The sequence below is a fragment of the Rhodococcus daqingensis genome (assembly GCF_042665615.1).
Lineage (GTDB): Bacteria > Actinomycetota > Actinomycetes > Mycobacteriales > Mycobacteriaceae > Rhodococcus_G > Rhodococcus_G daqingensis.
On record NZ_JBHTCS010000011.1, the window covers coordinates 18,265 to 34,288 of the forward strand.

Below are 16,024 nucleotides of genomic sequence, written 5' to 3' on the forward strand. Positions count from 1 at the left end.
ACCGGGGGCAGCAGGCACACAGCTGGCTTGAGGCTGTCGGGGTGGAGTGAACTCTGGTGTCCGCTCACCGGATCAGATGGCGGACGCGCGTCGGTTCCCTACCCAGTAGCGCCTCGGTGACTTTGCTACCCGAAAGGAAATCTCGCTCGTTGTAGAACTCGAACATGGCTGCAAGCCTTGCCCTACCCGGGATTCCGAGATTCTGGCCGTACCTCGCCATCCAGGCATCTACTCCGATGCGCTCCACCGACACCGACCGCGACGTCGATTCCTCGATCAACCGAACCAGATCTCGAACGCTCAGCGCGTCGGGGCCCCCCAGTTCGTAGGCAGCCCCATGATGCACGTCGGCACCCTCGGTCAGAACTCGTGCCGCAACCTCCGCGACGTCGTCGAGGCTGATGAAAGAGAACCGCGACTCAATGCGGTACGGCGTGACGATGTGCTCGGACTCCCCGGTGAGTACCGATTCGAAATTCTGGGCGTACGCGCAGGGCTGCAGGATGGTCCAGCGCAACCCTCGCTGCGAGGCGAAGCTCCGCAGCTCGTCCTCGCACCGCGCCTTGTCGAGATGGTGTGGCATGCGCGGGCTGTATGGCCACGCGACCGAGTGGTACACCACATGATCCACCCCGGCCTCACTCGCCGCCGCGAGAGCTCGGCCTAGCAGGGACGGCTCGTCCGGATGCATGTTGGGTGCAATGAAGTAGACGCTGCGGCAGCCCGCGAATCCGGCTGCCATACCTTCACCGGTGTCGAGATCGATCCGGTATTGGCCGGGCCGCCGGACAGACCGGACGAGCTGCCGCGGCTGCGTCCTTCCAGCAAGAGCGGCAACGAGAGCTCGTCCGGTCTTCCCGGCGGCGCCGACGACTGCAATGTCGGCGCCGACGGCTTCGGTCAGGTCAGCTGTCGATGAAGTCATACGAAGCGCACTTCGCTCCACCGGAGAGCCTTTCGTATCCGGGACCGCGGTCGAAGAACGGCTCGTCCAGATCACGCCCGATCCGCATCGACTCGCGCAACGTGTCCGTGGCCGCCGCATCCGCGGTCGGCGCCTCGTCCGCGGTGAGGACTACGCCGTAGTCCTTGGTCGCACCCTCGCGGGACACCTTGCCCCACAGCACGTCACGGACCACCTCGTCGATCGGACGATCGAGCGGATCACCCCAGCCGCCGCCACCGGTGGTGCGGATTCGGATGGTCTCGCCGGATTTGATCGGCTCGGCATCGGTGAGCGCGTCGAACTCCCGCTCGTTCGGCTGGCCCGGGTTGATCACCACGGAGAACGATCCACCGGCTTTGCCGCCCTTGACACCCCAGCACGCGAGGATCGAGCGGTCCGCGATGGACATGAAGTGCGCGTCCTTGAGCATCCGAATGTGCTTCTCGTAGCCCAGACCACCGCGGTAGCGTCCGGCGCCACCCGAATCCCGGGCCAGGCCCAGCTTCTCGACGATGAACGGGAACCGGCTCTCGGTGAACTCGGTCGGCAGGTTGCGCGAGTCGGGCACGACGTGAATCGTGTCCTCGCCGTCGGCGTAGTGACGACCGCCCGAGCCGCCGCCGAGTACCTCACGCATGAGGTAGGAGTGGCCCTCGATGTCCTCTCCGTAGACGCCGGTGTAGCGGATGGTCTCCTGGTCCGCCGGCATGTTCCCGTCGACGGCCTTGGCGATGGCGCCGGCGAACACGCCGAGCAGGCGCAGGATCACGAACGTTCGGGCGTTGGTCGGTGCCGGGAAGATCGGCGTGATCAGCGTCCCCTTCTCCGGGAACTTCATCTCGATGAGTGGGATGATGCCCTCGTTGACGTCGAGTTCGGCCATCCGCTCGGGTGAGTCAGCGAGGTTACGCAGCACCGGTGCGAGCCACTTTGCCAGGAAGTTGCCGTCCGCGTAGTCACCGCAGTGGTTGATCGGGCCCTTGGCCTGCGGGCCGGTTCCGGTGAAGTCGAGGATGAGGCGCTCACCGCCCTCGTCCTCGGGGCCGGTCTTGGTCAGGGTGATCCGCTGCGTGTGAAGCTGGGGCTCGTCCACGCCGTCGTGTTCGGCGTAGTCCTCCCAGGTGTACACACCCTGCGGGATCTTGCTGAGAATCTCGCGCCGGTAGGTTTCGGTCGTCGCTTCCATCATCGCGTCGAAGCAGGCCTCGACAGTCTCGACGCCGTACCGCTCAAACAGTTCCGTCAGCCGGCGCGCACCCATCAGGCACGCGGAGCACTCGGCGTCCAGGTCGGCTGCCAGTGCGTCGGGCATCCGCGAGTTGCGCGTCATGATGCGCAGTGCGGCCTCGTTCGGCACGCCCTCCGCCCACAGCTTGATCGGTGGAACCATCAGTCCCTCTTCGTACACGGTCGTCGCACCGGAGGGCATCGACCCGGGGCAGCAGCCCCCGATGTCGTCGTGGTGACCGAACGCCTGGACGAACGCGACCACGCTCGGCTGGGTGTCGCCGGGCCTGGTCGCGAAGACCGGCACAGTGACGCACAGATCGGGCAGGTGGCCGATCCCGCCCTCGGAGAGGTAGACGTCGTTGTGGAAGTAGACGTCACCGGGCTTCATGGTCTCCAGCGGGAAATCCCTGGCCACCGGGTGCACGAGCGCCGAGTACGAACGGCCGGTCAGCTTTCGGAGATTCCTGTCGTGAATGCCGGCGCGGAAGTCGTGGGCATCGCGGATCATCGGCGAACGCGAGGTTCGCGAGATCGCGGTTTCCACCTCCATCTCCACACTGGCGAGGTATCCGGCCACGATCTCGACGAGCACGGGATCAGGCGTGTTCGCGTCGACCGGAGTCAGGCGGTAGGGCTTGTTGTTCACCGTGTCGATGACAGTCATCAGTGCGCTCCGTTCGAGTCGAGATCCTTGGTGATTCGGATGTTTCCGAAGGTGTCAATGCGAGCTCGGAATCCGGGATCCACGGGCACCGTGGAGCTGAACTCCTCGATGACGGCCGGACCCTCGAGGACGTCGCCAGAACCGAGCAGTGATCGGTCGTAGACGTCGGTCGTCACCCAGCCGCCGAAGTAGGCCTGACGTGAACCCGTCAGCGCGACCTCTGCGCCACGCCCCTCGGCGATCTCCGACAGCACCGGCCTCTTGATCGGGCCGATACCGCTGACCCGCAGATTGACCCATTCGACATGCTGACTCTGATCGTCCCGGAAGTCGTACCCGTAGAGCTCGCGGTGCGCCTCGTGGAAGGCGTCCGCCGCCCGATCCATCAACTCCTGGGTGATGAGGCCGTCGCCGATCGGCACTCGCACCTCGAAGGCCTGACCGAGGTAGCGCAGGTCCGCCGAGCGCGCATACCGACGCTGGTCGGCGTCGAAGCCCTCATCCGCCAGGGCGGCATCCGCGCGAGCCGCGAGCGCATCGAGGCCAGACTGGAGGTCCTCTGTGCGCAGGCGGTCGTGCCGACTGACATGGGTCTGTACAAAGTCATTGCGAACGTCAACGGTCAGCAGGCCGAATGCGGAGACGTTTCCGGGATTGCGTGGGATCAGAACATCTTTGAGCCCAAGGATGTCGACCAGTCTGCACGCCAGCAGCGAGCCGGACCCTCCGAAGGTGACAAGGGTGAAGTCGCGGACATCGAGTCCTCGCTTGACGGAGATCTGACGCAGGGCATTGGCCTGATTCCAGGCCGACACCTCGAGAATTCCCGTCGCGCATGCTTCGAGATCGAGCGACAACTGGTGTGCCAGCTCTTCGACGCCCTTTCTCGCCAACCCGGTGTCGAGCGGGATCTCGCCTCCGAGGAGATGGGGAGGTATCCGGCCGAGAAGAACATGCGCGTCGGTGATGGTCGGCTCGATGCCGCCGTTCCCGTAGCACATCGGGCCCGGGTCGGCGCCTGCCGACTGCGGACCGACCCGCAGCGTTCCCTCCGGAGTCATCCAGGCAATCGACCCGCCACCCGCACCGACGGTGACCACGTCGATCATGGGAATCTTCGACGGGTAATTCCCGACGTGGCCCTCGGTCGTCAACGCAGGCTCGCCGCGGACCACGACGGTCACGTCAGTGGACGTGCCGCCGCCGTCGCAGGTGAGGACCTGGTCCACCCCGGCCGCGCTGGCGACCAGCGCCGCGCCGAGAGCACCGGCCGCGGGGCCGGAGAGAACGGTCGTGATCGGCTGGTGCACTACCTCTTTCGCGGACAGCACACCACCGTTCGACTTCATCACGTAGAACGGGACGTCGCGCGGCTCACCCGACACGGTCGAGAACTCGCGGAGGCGGGCGGCGATGTTGTTGACGTAGTTGCGGATATTGGGCTTGACCGCAGCATCGACCAGCGTGGTGATCGACCGCTCGTACTCGCGGTACTCGCGCAGCACCTCGGTCGAGATGCTCACTGTCGCCTCGGGGTACTCCTCGAGCAGGATGTCCCGAACACGCTCCTCGTGGTCGGGATTGGCGTAGGAGTGCATCAGGCACACGCCCAGCGTCTTGACGCCCTCGTCCTTGAAGAAGCGCGCGGCCGCCCGGACGTCGTCCTCGTTCAACGAACGAATCTCGTTGCCGTCGAACAACAGTCGTCCGCGAACCGTCTTGACCCGGTGCGCAGGCACGATGCGCTCGGGCTTGACCCAGAAGTACGAGTTGCCGTAGCCGTCGGGAACGGACTGGCGCGCGATCTCGAGAACGTGCTCGTAGCCCTCGGTCGTGATGAACCCCAGGTTCTCGACCTTGCCCTCGAGCAGCTTGTTCGTGGCGACCGTGGTGCCGTGGCTGACCGCGCTGAGAGCATCGCCGGTTACCCCGAGCTGACGCAGGACCTTGTCGATGCCGGCGAGGAAGCCCTCGGCCGGATCGGCGGGCGTCGAGGGAGTCTTCGTAGTGACCAGTTCTCCCGACTCTTCGTCCACCGCCACCACATCGGTGAACGTCCCGCCGGTGTCGATTCCGACTCGAATCTTTCTTGGTTCCACGCTTCCTCCTTGGGTATTTCGTAGGCAGCGTGACCGCTGATAGGGCCGAGGCGTGCCTGACGCGTAGTCATATTGGACTCTTTCTGGGCGCCAGTTTCTTTGTCACATATCGCTAGAGTCTCACCGCAGAATTCAGCCCCGAGTGGGCCGAGGAACGGGCAAACTGTCACAGTTTGCAGACGCCGACGGCCGCCGCCCCTGGCTCGGGGCGGCGGCCGTTTCTTTGATGCGTGTGGGCCCGTGATCTACGACAAGAACGTCATGCCGTACCGGACTTGCGAACCAGCAGGCCGCCCAGCAGGACTCCGGCCAGCGCGATACCCGCGCCGACGGCGGCGGCAATGAGCGCGCTCTGCGCCGACGGACCCGCCGGTGCAGGACCAGCGCCGGCGCGCCCCGCACCGACGACGCTGGGCAGCTGGCCAGCAGCCTCCGGGATGACCTCGGGCACACCGGCGGCGGCAATCGCGGGCACTTCCGGGATCCCGTTCGCGATGACGCCGTCAAGCCCCGTGAAGAACACTCCCGCCATCTTCTTGGCAACACCGGTGATCATTCGCTGTCCGACACCGCCGACCATTCCGCCGACGACCGCATCGGCATCGTAGGTCAAAAGCGTGCCACCGCCTTCGCGTGGCTCCAGCCTGACGTTGACGTCGGCGCGCACGGTGCCCGGCGCTCCCGCACCCGACGCGGTCATCACGAACGATTCGGGTCGGTTCTGCTGCGAGAGGATGACCTCGCCGTCATAGGTGCCCTTGATCGCCGCTACCCCGGCCGTGATCGAAAGCTTGTAGTGGTTGTCGCTCAACTGATCGAGCGATTGAACCCCGGGGATGGTGGCCGCCAGGACGCGTCCGTCCTGGAGACTGTCGTACACCTCGGTGGGAGGTGCAGTCAGCTGCGCCGTGCCTGCGATTCTCATGTGTTCTCCTTCGGTGCTACGGCGTTCGACTCGGCAGAGTTGGCGAGCCGAAGCTCGAACAGTTCGGATGGCGAAATTGGCATCGAGGTGATCGGAATTCCCTCCGCGTCCTCGATTGCCGCGGCAATGACTGCGGTGGTCGGGATGACGCCGGCCTCGCCGGCGCCTTTCATGCCGAGCGGATTGAGGCCGGACGGGGTGACGGTGTGGTCGATTTCGATGGAGTCCGGCACCTCGGTGACGAATGGCAGCAAGAAATCCATGAACGACGCGTTGAGCAGTTGCCCGTGCTCGTCGTAGACGATGCGCTCGTAGAGCGCCCCGCCGATTCCCTGAGCGACGCCTCCATGGATCTGCCCCTCGACGATCCGCGGATTGATCACGTTGCCGCAGTCATGAACGACGGCGTACCGCTCCACGTGTATCTCAGCCGTCACCGGATCGGTCTCGACGATCGCGGCGTGAATGCCGGAGGCGAATGTCGACCTCGGCGGAGAGTAGTACCCGGTGGCCTCCAACCCTGGCTGCTCACCCTCCGGGATCGGTGGAATCGACATGTCGGTCGAGACCTTGGCGAACCCCGTCGCCAGCCTGGACTCCTTGTCGAAGGCATACCGAAGTGGATTCGACAGGACGGCGACGATCCCGAGCGCGATCGACGTACCTGGGGCACCCGGCTTCGTTCCGATCTTGCAAACATGTCCGCCACGAAGCTCGAGTTGCCCCGGATCGAGGTCCAGCGCCTCGCCCGCAATCTTTTTCGCCTTCTCCGCCACCATCTGCGCGGCCACGTGGAATGCCGAGCCCGACATGACCGCACCGCGGGATGCAAAGGTCCCCACCGCGTAGCCGAACCGCCGGGTATCACCCGTCACGATCTCCACATCGGACAATTCGACGCCCAAGTCGTCGGCCACGATCTGGGCGAATGTCGTCTGGTGCCCCTGCCCCTGGGTGGTCAGTCCCGTTGCGCCCTTCACCTTCCCCGAGGTCTCGATCACGACGTGGGCGCCCTCGTAGGGGCCGGGCCCCGTTCCCTCGACGTATGCGCCCACTCCGATGCCGACCCTGCGCCCTTCCGCAGCGGCCCGCTTCTTGTATTCGGGGAAGCCGTCCCAGTCGATCAGCGCCTTCAGTTTGTCGATTCCGGCCTGATAGTTGCCGGTGTCGTAGATCAGCGGACGGCCGTCCTGGAACATCAGATTGAAGTCGTACGGCATTTCCTCGGGCCTGATGATGTTCTTCTCGCGCACCTCGAGCACGTCCTTGCCGAGGTATTTCGCGATCGCGTCCATCGACCGTTCCATCGCGAATACGCCCTGGGGGCGGCCGGCACCCCGGTACGGAATGACGATCACCGTGTTGGTGTAGAGCGAGAACGCGTTGACACGAAAGGAGACCGGCTTGTAGGGGCCGAGTACCTGTGTCGCGGTGTTGATGACGACGATGATCCCGTACGGAAGGTATGCGCCGTTGTCGTGCCAGAGGGTGAAGTCGAATGCCAGCAGGCGCCCGTCGTCATCGAAACCCACCGTTACCTCTTGCAGTTGACCCCGCTCGTGGGCACTCGAGATGAAGTGTTCCCGGCGGTCCTCCACCCATTTGACCTCGCTCGAGATGCCCGCCTTACCGAGTTGACGGGCCGCCCAGGTCACCATCACCTCCTCCGGCCACGGATGCATGATCTTGACGCCGAACCCACCGCCGACGTCCGGCGCGATGCAGTGCACCTTGTTCATCGCCATACCGAGCCGCGCGGCGACCGCGGTGCGGACAGACGTCGAGGTCTGCGTCGACGACCAAAAAGTCAGCGTTTCCTCGTCGTTGTCCCAGCGGGCGTAGACACCTTTGCCCTCCATCGGCATCGACGCTGATCGTTCGATCTCCAGGTTCAGCGTGAGCCGATGAGGCGCACTCGCCAACTGTGCATCGACGTCACCGAATCCGTGTTGGAGATGCGCCGCGACATTGTCGGGAACATCGTCGTGGACGCGTCGATCTGCTCGGCGGGCGGTGTCGATCCCCACCACAGGATCGAGGATCTCGTAGGTGATCTCGATCTTCGCGCACGCGTCCTCGGCGACGTACCGGTTGCGCGCCACCACCATCACAATCGCTTCGCCGACGTGATTGACCTCGTCCTTGGCCAGCGGAAATCCGTTGCGTGGAGCGATGATTGCCGGATGAGGAATGAGCAGCGGCAGGGCCTCGGCCATCGCAGGAGAGTCCGCGGCAATGTCCTCGTACGTGTATACGGCATAGATTCCGGGTAGCCCCAGCGCCGCATCGATATCGATTCCGGTGATCCGTGCATGCGCGTGGGGTGACCGAACGAATGCGGCGATCAACGCGTCATGCCCCAGATCGTCGAGGTACTTACCCTTGCCGCTGAGCAGACGGGTGTCCTCCGAGCGCGGCAAAGGTTTGCCGAACAGGGGCTCCGAGCCGGTGGTGGGTTTGGTTGCGGCCTTCTTCGTCACGCTCATGCTCGGCCAGCCCGTCCGCCGACGGGGCTGGTCTTGCCCCGCACCTTCCGGTCGAGTGACGCCCGGCTCGATTCGTCATCTATTCCGAGCGGGAACTCACCCGCCCGTTCGCGCTTGATCTCCGCGGCACGCAGCACGGCCGCCTTGATGTTCTGGTACCCGGTGCACCGGCAGATGTTGCCGGCGATCGCATCGGAGGCCTCCTCGCGTGTCGGCGAATCGTTCTCCTCCAGGAAGGCCGCGATGGTGGTGACGAATCCGGGGGTGCAGAATCCGCACTGCAGACCATGGCACTCCATGAATGCCTGCTGCACGGGGTGCAAGCTCCCGTCCGGCTCGACGAGACCCTCGACCGTCGTGACGACCTGTCCCTCGAGACTCGCCGCGAGCATCAGGCACGATCGCACGGGGTTTCCGTTCAGCAGAACTGTGCAGGCCCCGCAGACCCCGTGTTCGCATCCGACGTGAGTCCCGGTCTGCCGCAAGTGATGCCGGATTGCATCCGACGCGAGGGTGCGCGCAGGCAGGACGACGGTCTGCGTAGTTGTATTGAGCGTGAAGGTCACGGCCACATGCTGCTCACCGGTCTCGGCCAGCAGGTCCGAAAGCTGCTGTTCAACCTCTTTTGTTGACATCGTCATTTCTCTCCGGCCTCGACGTGCGGCGTCGACTGCCTCGTTGACAGGGAAAGCACGCCGTCGCGCGCGGCACGCATGACAACTCTCGCGGTCAGGGCCGCAACGAGTTGTGACCGGTACCGCGCGGTGGCGTGAATGTCTGCTTCGGTTCCGATGCGCTCCCGCGCCGTCTCGGACAGGGTGTTCCACAACGGATCCCGGTCGTCGGTGGCCGACGCTCCACGGATGACGTCCGTGTAGTCGACCACTTCGCCGAAATCACCGGCAGAGACGTAGGTCACGCGGGCATTCTTTACCTCCCCGTCGGCCACCTGAACTCGAGCCGCCACGCCGACCAGTGCGTAGTCACCGTGGCGGCGGGCGATCTCGTCGATGGCCACCCCGACACCAGGAACAACGCCCGGTATCGTCGCGCTGGTCGCGATCTCGTCAGGCTCCAGGGAGGACTCCAACGGCCCGAGGAACAGTTCACGCGCGGGGATCTCGCGTGAACCGCGCACCGACCGCACGGCCACCGATCCGTCGAGCAGGAGCAGCACGGCCGGCATCTCCGCCGAGGGATCCGCGTGAACGATCGACCCGACGGTGGTCCCACGGTTTCTGATCGTCGGGTGTGCCACCAACTGCAGCGCTCGGCCGATCAGTGGCTGGACCCTGTTGGCCTCTCGATTCGAGGCCAGCGCGGCGTGAGTCGCCAGTGCCTCAAAGGTGACGCCCGATTCGGCCGAAGCCGTGATCGAGTCGAGATTGTCGATCGCGGTGATGTCGACGAGGTTGGCCGGCGCGGCCAACCGCATCGACAACATCGGGATGAGTGACTGCCCACCGGCCAGGACCTTGCCCTCGTGCGCCACCTCCGCAAGGACCTGGCAGGCTTCCTCGATCGACCGTGGCCGATGGTATTTCAGTGGCGAAGGTTTCATACTCAGATCCTGCCTGCCCGTGCGGCTCGAGGTTTCGTCGAGAAGTGACAAACGTCACGGCGTGAAATGGCGATTCTCATCTATCCCGTAGGGGTGGGGACGCGGACCGCTTCGGTCGGGTCGACGTGGCGAGACCGGCGAGGAGCGGAAGGCGGGTCGGCTTTCATACTCGCGGGCGCGATTCGCGCGCACAGGTGGTACATCCCGATCACAACAATGGTGCCCAACGCGATCCCGCTCAACGAGAACGTGTCAGTGAACACGAGCGAGGTGTCGCCGATGGCGAGGATGAGGCCGGCGGCCACGGGCAGGATGTTGAGTGGGTTCCCGAAGTCGACGCCGTTCTCTGCCCATATCTTTGCGCCGAGGAGGCCGATCATTCCGTACAGCACGACGGTGATTCCGCCCAGCGCCCCGCCCGGCGTCGCCGCGATGATCGCACCGAACTTCGGGGAGAATCCGAGGAAGATCGCAACGACACCGGCAGCCGCGTACGCAGCCGTGGAGTAAACCCTGGTCGCCGCCATGACGCCGATGTTCTCGGCGTATGTGGTGGTTGGTGACCCGCCGACGGCAGTGGCCATCACCGTCGCCATGCCGTCTGCCGCCAGTGCCCTCCCCATCATCGGGTCGAGATCGTCACCGGTCATCTCCGCGACCGCCTTGACGTGTCCGGCGTTCTCCGCGATGAGCGCGATCACGCCTGGCAGAACCAGCACAATGAACGTCAGGCTGAACGATGGTGCATGGATACCGACAATGCCGTTGGCCTCATCGGAGAACGGCGGAAGACCGAACCACTGCGACGATGCGACGCCATCCCAGTTCACCCGGAAGTGTTCCGTCACCTGGCCGGCGGCAGGGTCGTACGAAGTGATCTGTCCAAGGGTGAGATCAAGAATCCAGGAAACTGCGTATCCGAAGATCAACGACAGGAAGATCGCAATACGACCGAGGAAACCGCGGAGGGTGACGCTCAGAACGATCAACACGACCATCACGGCGAGCGCGACCCACTGATCCTGCGGCCAATAGACGCTCGCCACCACCGGCGCGAGGTTGAATCCGATCAACATCACCACGGCGCCGGTGACGACCGGGGGCAAGATCTTGAAGACCACGCCGCCGCCCAGGAAATGAATTGCCACTCCGATCGCGGCAAGCACCAATCCGGAGACGAGAATTGCGCCGGTTACTTCAGCCGAGGTTCCGCCCTGCGCCCGAATTGCGGCGATGCCGCCGACGAAGGCAGCCGAGGTTCCCAGGTAGCTGGGAATTTTCCCTTTGACGACCAGGAGGAAGAAGAGCGTGCAGAACCCCGAAAACAGGATGGCGAGTTGGGGATTGAGTCCCATGATGATCGGGAACACGAAGGTGGCCCCGAACATGGAGACGACATGCTGGCCCCCGAGCCCGATCGTCCGCCCCCAGCTCAATCGTTCGTTCGGGGCGACGACTTCGCCCGGCAGAACGCTCTTTCCGTCGCCGTGAATTTTCCAGATCGGCATGGTGGAACCTTTCATTCTCGTATCGCCCGGAATGGTTCGCGAAAGGACCTTCACGGAATTATCGCTTCAGTAGGTGTAATGTATTGCAGACTCGGAGCGTCGGACGTGAGCGTAATCTGCCAGATTCCGTAATCATGCGCTGTCACATCTGGTGATTGATGCCGCGCATTGCCATGATCTTGAGGGCCAGAGACAGGTCCAGTCGGAGTTCCGGCTGGTCCGTGAAAGGTCCCAATATTTTTTCTAGTTTCACCACGCGATATCTCAGCGTGTTGTAGTGAAAGTGCATCTTTCGAGCGGTTTCCGCAATATTGATATTGGTGGCGAGTAGCGCTTCGAGCGTCCTCCGCATGTCCTGCGCCTCCGCGGTGTCCTCGGTGAGCTCGCGGAGGGTTTCCGTGGTGAAGGACTCGAGTTCCTCCTCGTTCTCCACCAGGCTGAGAAGTCGAAAGACCCCGAGGTCGTCGAAGGAGGTGGCAGCCCACGCCCCGGATATCTGTCGTCCTACCTTCATCGCGGTCCTGGCCTGGGCGTACGCCCCCGGAATATCCTCCACGGCAGCGCAGGGTCGTGACACCCCGATGCTGAACGGTCGACGGCCACCCCCGCCGTCACCACGAACGTGGGCGGCAATCTCGTGGACGGTGTTCATCGTGTTCGGTCCGGCGCCCATGATGATGACCGTTTCGGTACCGAGTGCCGTGACCGCGGCCTTGGAATCCCGCGGTGCAAGGGCGCCTGAGAATGCCTTCGCTTGTCGGTCGACCAACGGCATGCGGGCCGGGGTCTGCGGGGAGTCATCGGGTACCGGGTCGGGTTCGATGGCCACCACAACGATGGACCTGCCGAGGTCCCAGCCGAAGCTCCTCGCATGCGCAACGGCGTGCGAATGTTCTCCGCCTCTGCCCAGCAAGAGGTCACGGACGAAGTTGGCCCGGTGCTTTTCTTCCATTACCGATACGGCCAGGTCACGCGTGACAACGAGCGCGCAGACCGACGCCGCCTTGTCCACGATGTACAGGTCTTCGCATGAGAGTTCGCGTTGTTCGCTGAAGGCGGCAATCCGGCCATGGTCGATGCCGTTTGCCGAGATCGCGCACACCGCGATCGCTCCGCCTGCCGTCGTGTGCAGCCCGAGGCCGCCGTCGGTCGAATCGGTTCTCAGTCTTCCCGTGGCGTCGAGGGCCGAGCTGCTGTAGAGCGCTCGCAGTTCTTCGTCGCGGCCGGCGGTCGCTATCTTTCTGCCGTCCGATGTCGTCACCAATATCGCCGCATCGAGTTCCTGTGCCGCGATCGTGGCGAGATCAGCAAGATCGCCTCCAGCCACCACCGCGTCCACGAGCAGGCGCCGCACACGCTCCGCTCGGTACATCGCCTTGACTTGGCGATTCGCCAGATCGCGCAAACCGCGGGCAAGCCCGTGATCGAGCGCGAACGGCTCGGAGACCGTGATCACCGGTAGTTCCAAAGAGTTGGCCACCGCAAGAGCATCTGTCGGGAGCCCCGGGAACTCGTCGTCCAAATGAATGGCAATGCCTGCCACACCACGGGCATTCACGCGTGAGAAGAAGGTGCCCAGCGGCGCGGCCAACTGGGCAAGAGCGAAGCCGGTGGCAAGCAACAGGTCATGCGGTCGCAGCCAGGACTCGATGTCCGGAACTTCCATGAGGTTGAGGCGCGCCACCTGACGGCCGAGACCTGCATGACCGGCGAGGACGGCGCCGTGCGGCAGGAAGTCCGTGGAGAGGACCTCGCCGATCGTCCTACTCGGGATGGCCTCATGGAGGTCGGGGCCGTGGATTCCATCGACGCGAATCCGGTTTCTGGTCAACAACTCTCGGCCAATCCCGCCGTGTCGGCGCCGACTGGCACCGCCCTGAGGTTGCGTTCCCGGTGGATCGGCCCTCGGAGATGTCGCAGTTCGAGCCCGGTCGCGTTTCGGGAGGTCTTGAGGACTTCCGCCAGGATCGACACGGCGGTCTCCTCGGGGGTTCGGGCGCCGAGATCGAGTCCGACCGGCGAATGCAGACGGTCCAACTCCTCGTCCGTGATTCCACGGGCGCGCAGCAAGGCGACGCGACGATCGTGTGTCGACCGGCTCCCGAGTGCACCGATGTAGCCCGCGTCCGTTTGCAGCGCGTGCTCGAGAAGGGGGATGTCGAACTTCTCGTCGTGGGTGAGCACCGCGATGACTGTCCGGTCATCGACCGGAGCCGCCTCGAGAAAGCGGTGCGGCCAGTCCACCACGACATCGTCGGCCTCGGGAAACCTTGCGCGCGTGGCGAAGACCGCACGGGCGTCGACCACCGTGACGTGGTAACCCGCGAACTTCCCCAGCCGGCACATCGCCGCGGCGAAGTCGATGGCCCCGAAGATGTACATCCTCGGCGGGGGTCCGAAGAACTCGACCAGCACTTCCGTCCGGTCGACTTGCCCGTTCTCGTCGAGCGTGAGGAGTTCGAGTCCAGACTCGCCCGCCCGTACCCGGCCACGAACTCCGGCGGCGAGCGCCCGGTCCAGCGTCGGCCCGGCCAGCTCTCCCCACGTGCGATCCGCACTGACCACCAGGTGCCGTGTCGGTACCCCGACACTGATGTCGGTGACGACGGCAACGGGTTCGCGCTCGGAGATCAGTTCCGACACGTCTGCGAACTCGGCGAACGTCTCCTCGCTGATCAGCTGAACGAATACCTCTATCGTGCCGCCGCAGGTCAGGCCCACACCGATCGCATCATCGTCAGCAACACGGTACGTCTCGCTTCTGGCGCACCCGTCGGCAAGCACTTCTTGGGCCAGTTCATACAGCGCGCCCTCGATACATCCGCCGGAGACGCTGCCGACAACTTCCCCTGATGCCGATACCGCCATCGCGGCGCCCGCGGGCCTGGGGGACGACTGCCACGTTCGCACCACCGTTGCGAGGGCGAACGGCTCATGGCGCCCGAACCACGGTGCGAGTTCATCGAGGATGTCGCGCATGATCTTGCCCTCCTTCCGTGGTGAAAGTGATGGCGATCACGATATCTGTTCGCCGTGGGCTTCCCAGCGACACAGTTCGCCCAAATAGTGCGGGGCAGCTTGTCGGTTCTCGCCATCGCGGCGCGGGGGAGTGATCGGCGATCGCTGCCTGTCACAAGCTGGCCGCCGCTACCTCTGCCGCGGTCGGAGGCACAGTGCTGCTGCGGCGAGTGCGTTGTGTTCGTGCCACGGCCGCGCGATGATCTGAACCCCGATGGGAAGTCCGCAGGCGGATGTCGCGACGGGCACGACCACCGAGGGCACCCCCAATACGCTGATCGCCCGGCTGCTGGCCAGTGCGTCCGCCCACGAGAGCACACTGCCATCGACGTTGAACTGCGTCTCGCCGATGGGCGGCGCCAATATGGAGGCGACCGGAAGTATCAGCAGGTCACCCATCGTGGACAGGAACTCGTGCAGGAGCTCAGCCCGCCGCGCCCACAGTGCCTCGATGTCGGTCATGGCCGTGGGGCGGGCAGCCGCGAGAATTCCTCGGATGTTCTCGCTGAACCCTGCCGCGGTCCCGTATTGGGTTATGTCGGTGTGTGTTTCCGCGGCCCGCATCCGTGTGAAGAGGTCATTCGCCTGCCGCAGGGCGCCGCCCTTGTATTCCTGCATCGATCTGACCGACGGCCGCAACCGCTGCACCGACTCGGTGACTGCGGCGACGATCTCAGCAGAGACGGGAACCGTGCCTTCGCCCGCGGCCCAGCGAACGTCGAGCTCGTCGAGACGAACACCGCCGGGATCGACCCACCGGTACTGGGGTGACGACAGGATTCGGAGCAGGAGGACCAGATCGTCAAGACTTCTTGCCATCGGTCCGATGGTCTGGACGGAGCCATGCATGGTCACACGGTTTGTGAGCGCCCGTCCGTCGATCATGACGCCGGGATACTGCCCGTCGGCGTCGATACGTCCGTTCGTCGGCCGCACCGAGCACAGTCCCGTGCAGTGCGCGGGCCAGCGGACCGAGCCTCCGAAATCGGTTCCCAGTCCTACGACGCTCATCCCAGAGGCAATCGCGGACGCTTCGCCTCCGCTCGATCCGCCAGGGGAACGCTCGATTCCTCCGGGCGACAACGGGTTCAAGGTGAACCCGAACAGATCGTTGTGGGTGAGGCCGCTGGCGCCGAATTCGGGAGTGTTCGTCTTTCCGATCAGGACGGCGCCCTGGGCCCGCATCCGGGCCACGGCGGGAGCATCGACCGACGGAACGTTGTCCACCAGGGCCTGAGAGCCGGCAGTCGTTCGGATACCGGCGGTCGCGATCAGATCCTTGACCGTAAACGGAACCCCAGCGAGCGCCCCGACCCGCTCACCACGGTCGAGTCGAGCGTCGATCTCGTCGGCGGCCCGGACGGCGGACTCCGCTGCGACCGTGACGATCGCGTTGAGCTGCCGGTTCGTCCGGCCGATGTGGCCAAGGTGTTGATCGATCACCTCGCGAGCCGTGAGTTCGCGGGAAGACACCGCCCTGGCGATCGACTGCGCATCCGCACCGACTGAACCGCCATTCTTCACGGGACGAGCTCCGCTGTGGCTGGATGGATCGGCGCAGGTCATAGCCGCACACGATATGCACGT

General features: G+C 64.6%; 11 protein-coding genes. All 11 read right to left on the bottom strand.

Annotated features, from left to right (window positions below):
- Window positions 1-64: 64 nt before the first annotated feature.
- The gene (locus ACFQS9_RS09115) at window positions 65-925 is read right to left on the bottom strand and encodes an SDR family oxidoreductase (RefSeq protein ID WP_378403732.1); all 861 of its coding nucleotides are present in this window, start codon (window positions 923-925) and stop codon (window positions 65-67) included.
- Window positions 906-2,840: a hydantoinase B/oxoprolinase family protein gene (locus ACFQS9_RS09120; RefSeq protein ID WP_378403734.1), complete on the bottom strand. Its 1,935-nt coding sequence runs from the start codon at window positions 2,838-2,840 to the stop codon at window positions 906-908. Before ACFQS9_RS09120 ends, ACFQS9_RS09115 begins: the two co-directional genes overlap by 20 nt.
- Window positions 2,840-4,939 (bottom strand): hydantoinase/oxoprolinase family protein, encoded by a 2,100-nt coding sequence (locus ACFQS9_RS09125; RefSeq protein ID WP_378403736.1) that lies wholly within the window; start codon window positions 4,937-4,939, stop codon window positions 2,840-2,842. Before ACFQS9_RS09125 ends, ACFQS9_RS09120 begins: the two co-directional genes overlap by 1 nt.
- Before the next feature lie 259 nt (window positions 4,940-5,198).
- The gene (locus tag ACFQS9_RS09130; RefSeq protein ID WP_378403738.1) at window positions 5,199-5,864 is read right to left on the bottom strand and encodes an SRPBCC family protein; all 666 of its coding nucleotides are present in this window, start codon (window positions 5,862-5,864) and stop codon (window positions 5,199-5,201) included.
- Complete coding sequence (gene cutA / locus ACFQS9_RS09135; protein WP_378403740.1) at window positions 5,861-8,350, bottom strand: aerobic carbon-monoxide dehydrogenase large subunit; 2,490 nt, start codon at window positions 8,348-8,350, stop codon at window positions 5,861-5,863. Before cutA ends, ACFQS9_RS09130 begins: the two co-directional genes overlap by 4 nt.
- Window positions 8,347-8,985: a (2Fe-2S)-binding protein gene (locus tag ACFQS9_RS09140; RefSeq protein ID WP_378403742.1), complete on the bottom strand. Its 639-nt coding sequence runs from the start codon at window positions 8,983-8,985 to the stop codon at window positions 8,347-8,349. Before ACFQS9_RS09140 ends, cutA begins: the two co-directional genes overlap by 4 nt.
- Window positions 8,986-8,987: 2 nt before the next feature.
- Window positions 8,988-9,911 (bottom strand): FAD binding domain-containing protein, encoded by a 924-nt coding sequence (locus tag ACFQS9_RS09145; protein ID WP_378403744.1) that lies wholly within the window; start codon window positions 9,909-9,911, stop codon window positions 8,988-8,990.
- Window positions 9,912-9,991: 80 nt separating this feature from the next.
- Entirely contained in the window at window positions 9,992-11,419 is a 1,428-nt protein-coding gene (locus ACFQS9_RS09150; protein ID WP_378403746.1) for a uracil-xanthine permease family protein, read from the bottom strand.
- A 142-nt stretch (window positions 11,420-11,561) separates the two neighbouring features.
- Window positions 11,562-13,250, bottom strand: a complete 1,689-nt coding sequence (locus ACFQS9_RS09155) for a PucR family transcriptional regulator (RefSeq protein WP_378403748.1) — start codon at window positions 13,248-13,250, stop codon at window positions 11,562-11,564.
- The gene (locus tag ACFQS9_RS09160; protein ID WP_378403750.1) at window positions 13,247-14,398 is read right to left on the bottom strand and encodes an XdhC family protein; all 1,152 of its coding nucleotides are present in this window, start codon (window positions 14,396-14,398) and stop codon (window positions 13,247-13,249) included. Before ACFQS9_RS09160 ends, ACFQS9_RS09155 begins: the two co-directional genes overlap by 4 nt.
- Before the next feature lie 168 nt (window positions 14,399-14,566).
- Window positions 14,567-16,003 carry an amidase gene (locus tag ACFQS9_RS09165; RefSeq protein ID WP_378403752.1) on the bottom strand — a complete coding sequence of 479 codons (1,437 nt, stop codon included), beginning with the start codon at window positions 16,001-16,003 and terminating at the stop codon, window positions 14,567-14,569.
- Between the last annotated feature and the right edge of the window lie 21 nt (window positions 16,004-16,024).

Coding starts and splice junctions, on each gene's coding strand:
- ACFQS9_RS09115 (WP_378403732.1), bottom strand. CDS start 925: ATGACTTCATCGACAGCTGACCTGACCGAAGCCGTCGGCGCCGACATT.
- ACFQS9_RS09120 (WP_378403734.1), bottom strand. CDS start 2,840: ATGACTGTCATCGACACGGTGAACAACAAGCCCTACCGCCTGACTCCG.
- ACFQS9_RS09130 (WP_378403738.1), bottom strand. CDS start 5,864: ATGAGAATCGCAGGCACGGCGCAGCTGACTGCACCTCCCACCGAGGTG.
- cutA (WP_378403740.1), bottom strand. CDS start 8,350: ATGAGCGTGACGAAGAAGGCCGCAACCAAACCCACCACCGGCTCGGAG.
- ACFQS9_RS09140 (WP_378403742.1), bottom strand. CDS start 8,985: ATGTCAACAAAAGAGGTTGAACAGCAGCTTTCGGACCTGCTGGCCGAG.
- ACFQS9_RS09145 (WP_378403744.1), bottom strand. CDS start 9,911: ATGAAACCTTCGCCACTGAAATACCATCGGCCACGGTCGATCGAGGAA.
- ACFQS9_RS09150 (WP_378403746.1), bottom strand. CDS start 11,419: ATGCCGATCTGGAAAATTCACGGCGACGGAAAGAGCGTTCTGCCGGGC.
- ACFQS9_RS09160 (WP_378403750.1), bottom strand. CDS start 14,398: ATGCGCGACATCCTCGATGAACTCGCACCGTGGTTCGGGCGCCATGAG.
- ACFQS9_RS09165 (WP_378403752.1), bottom strand. CDS start 16,003: ATGACCTGCGCCGATCCATCCAGCCACAGCGGAGCTCGTCCCGTGAAG.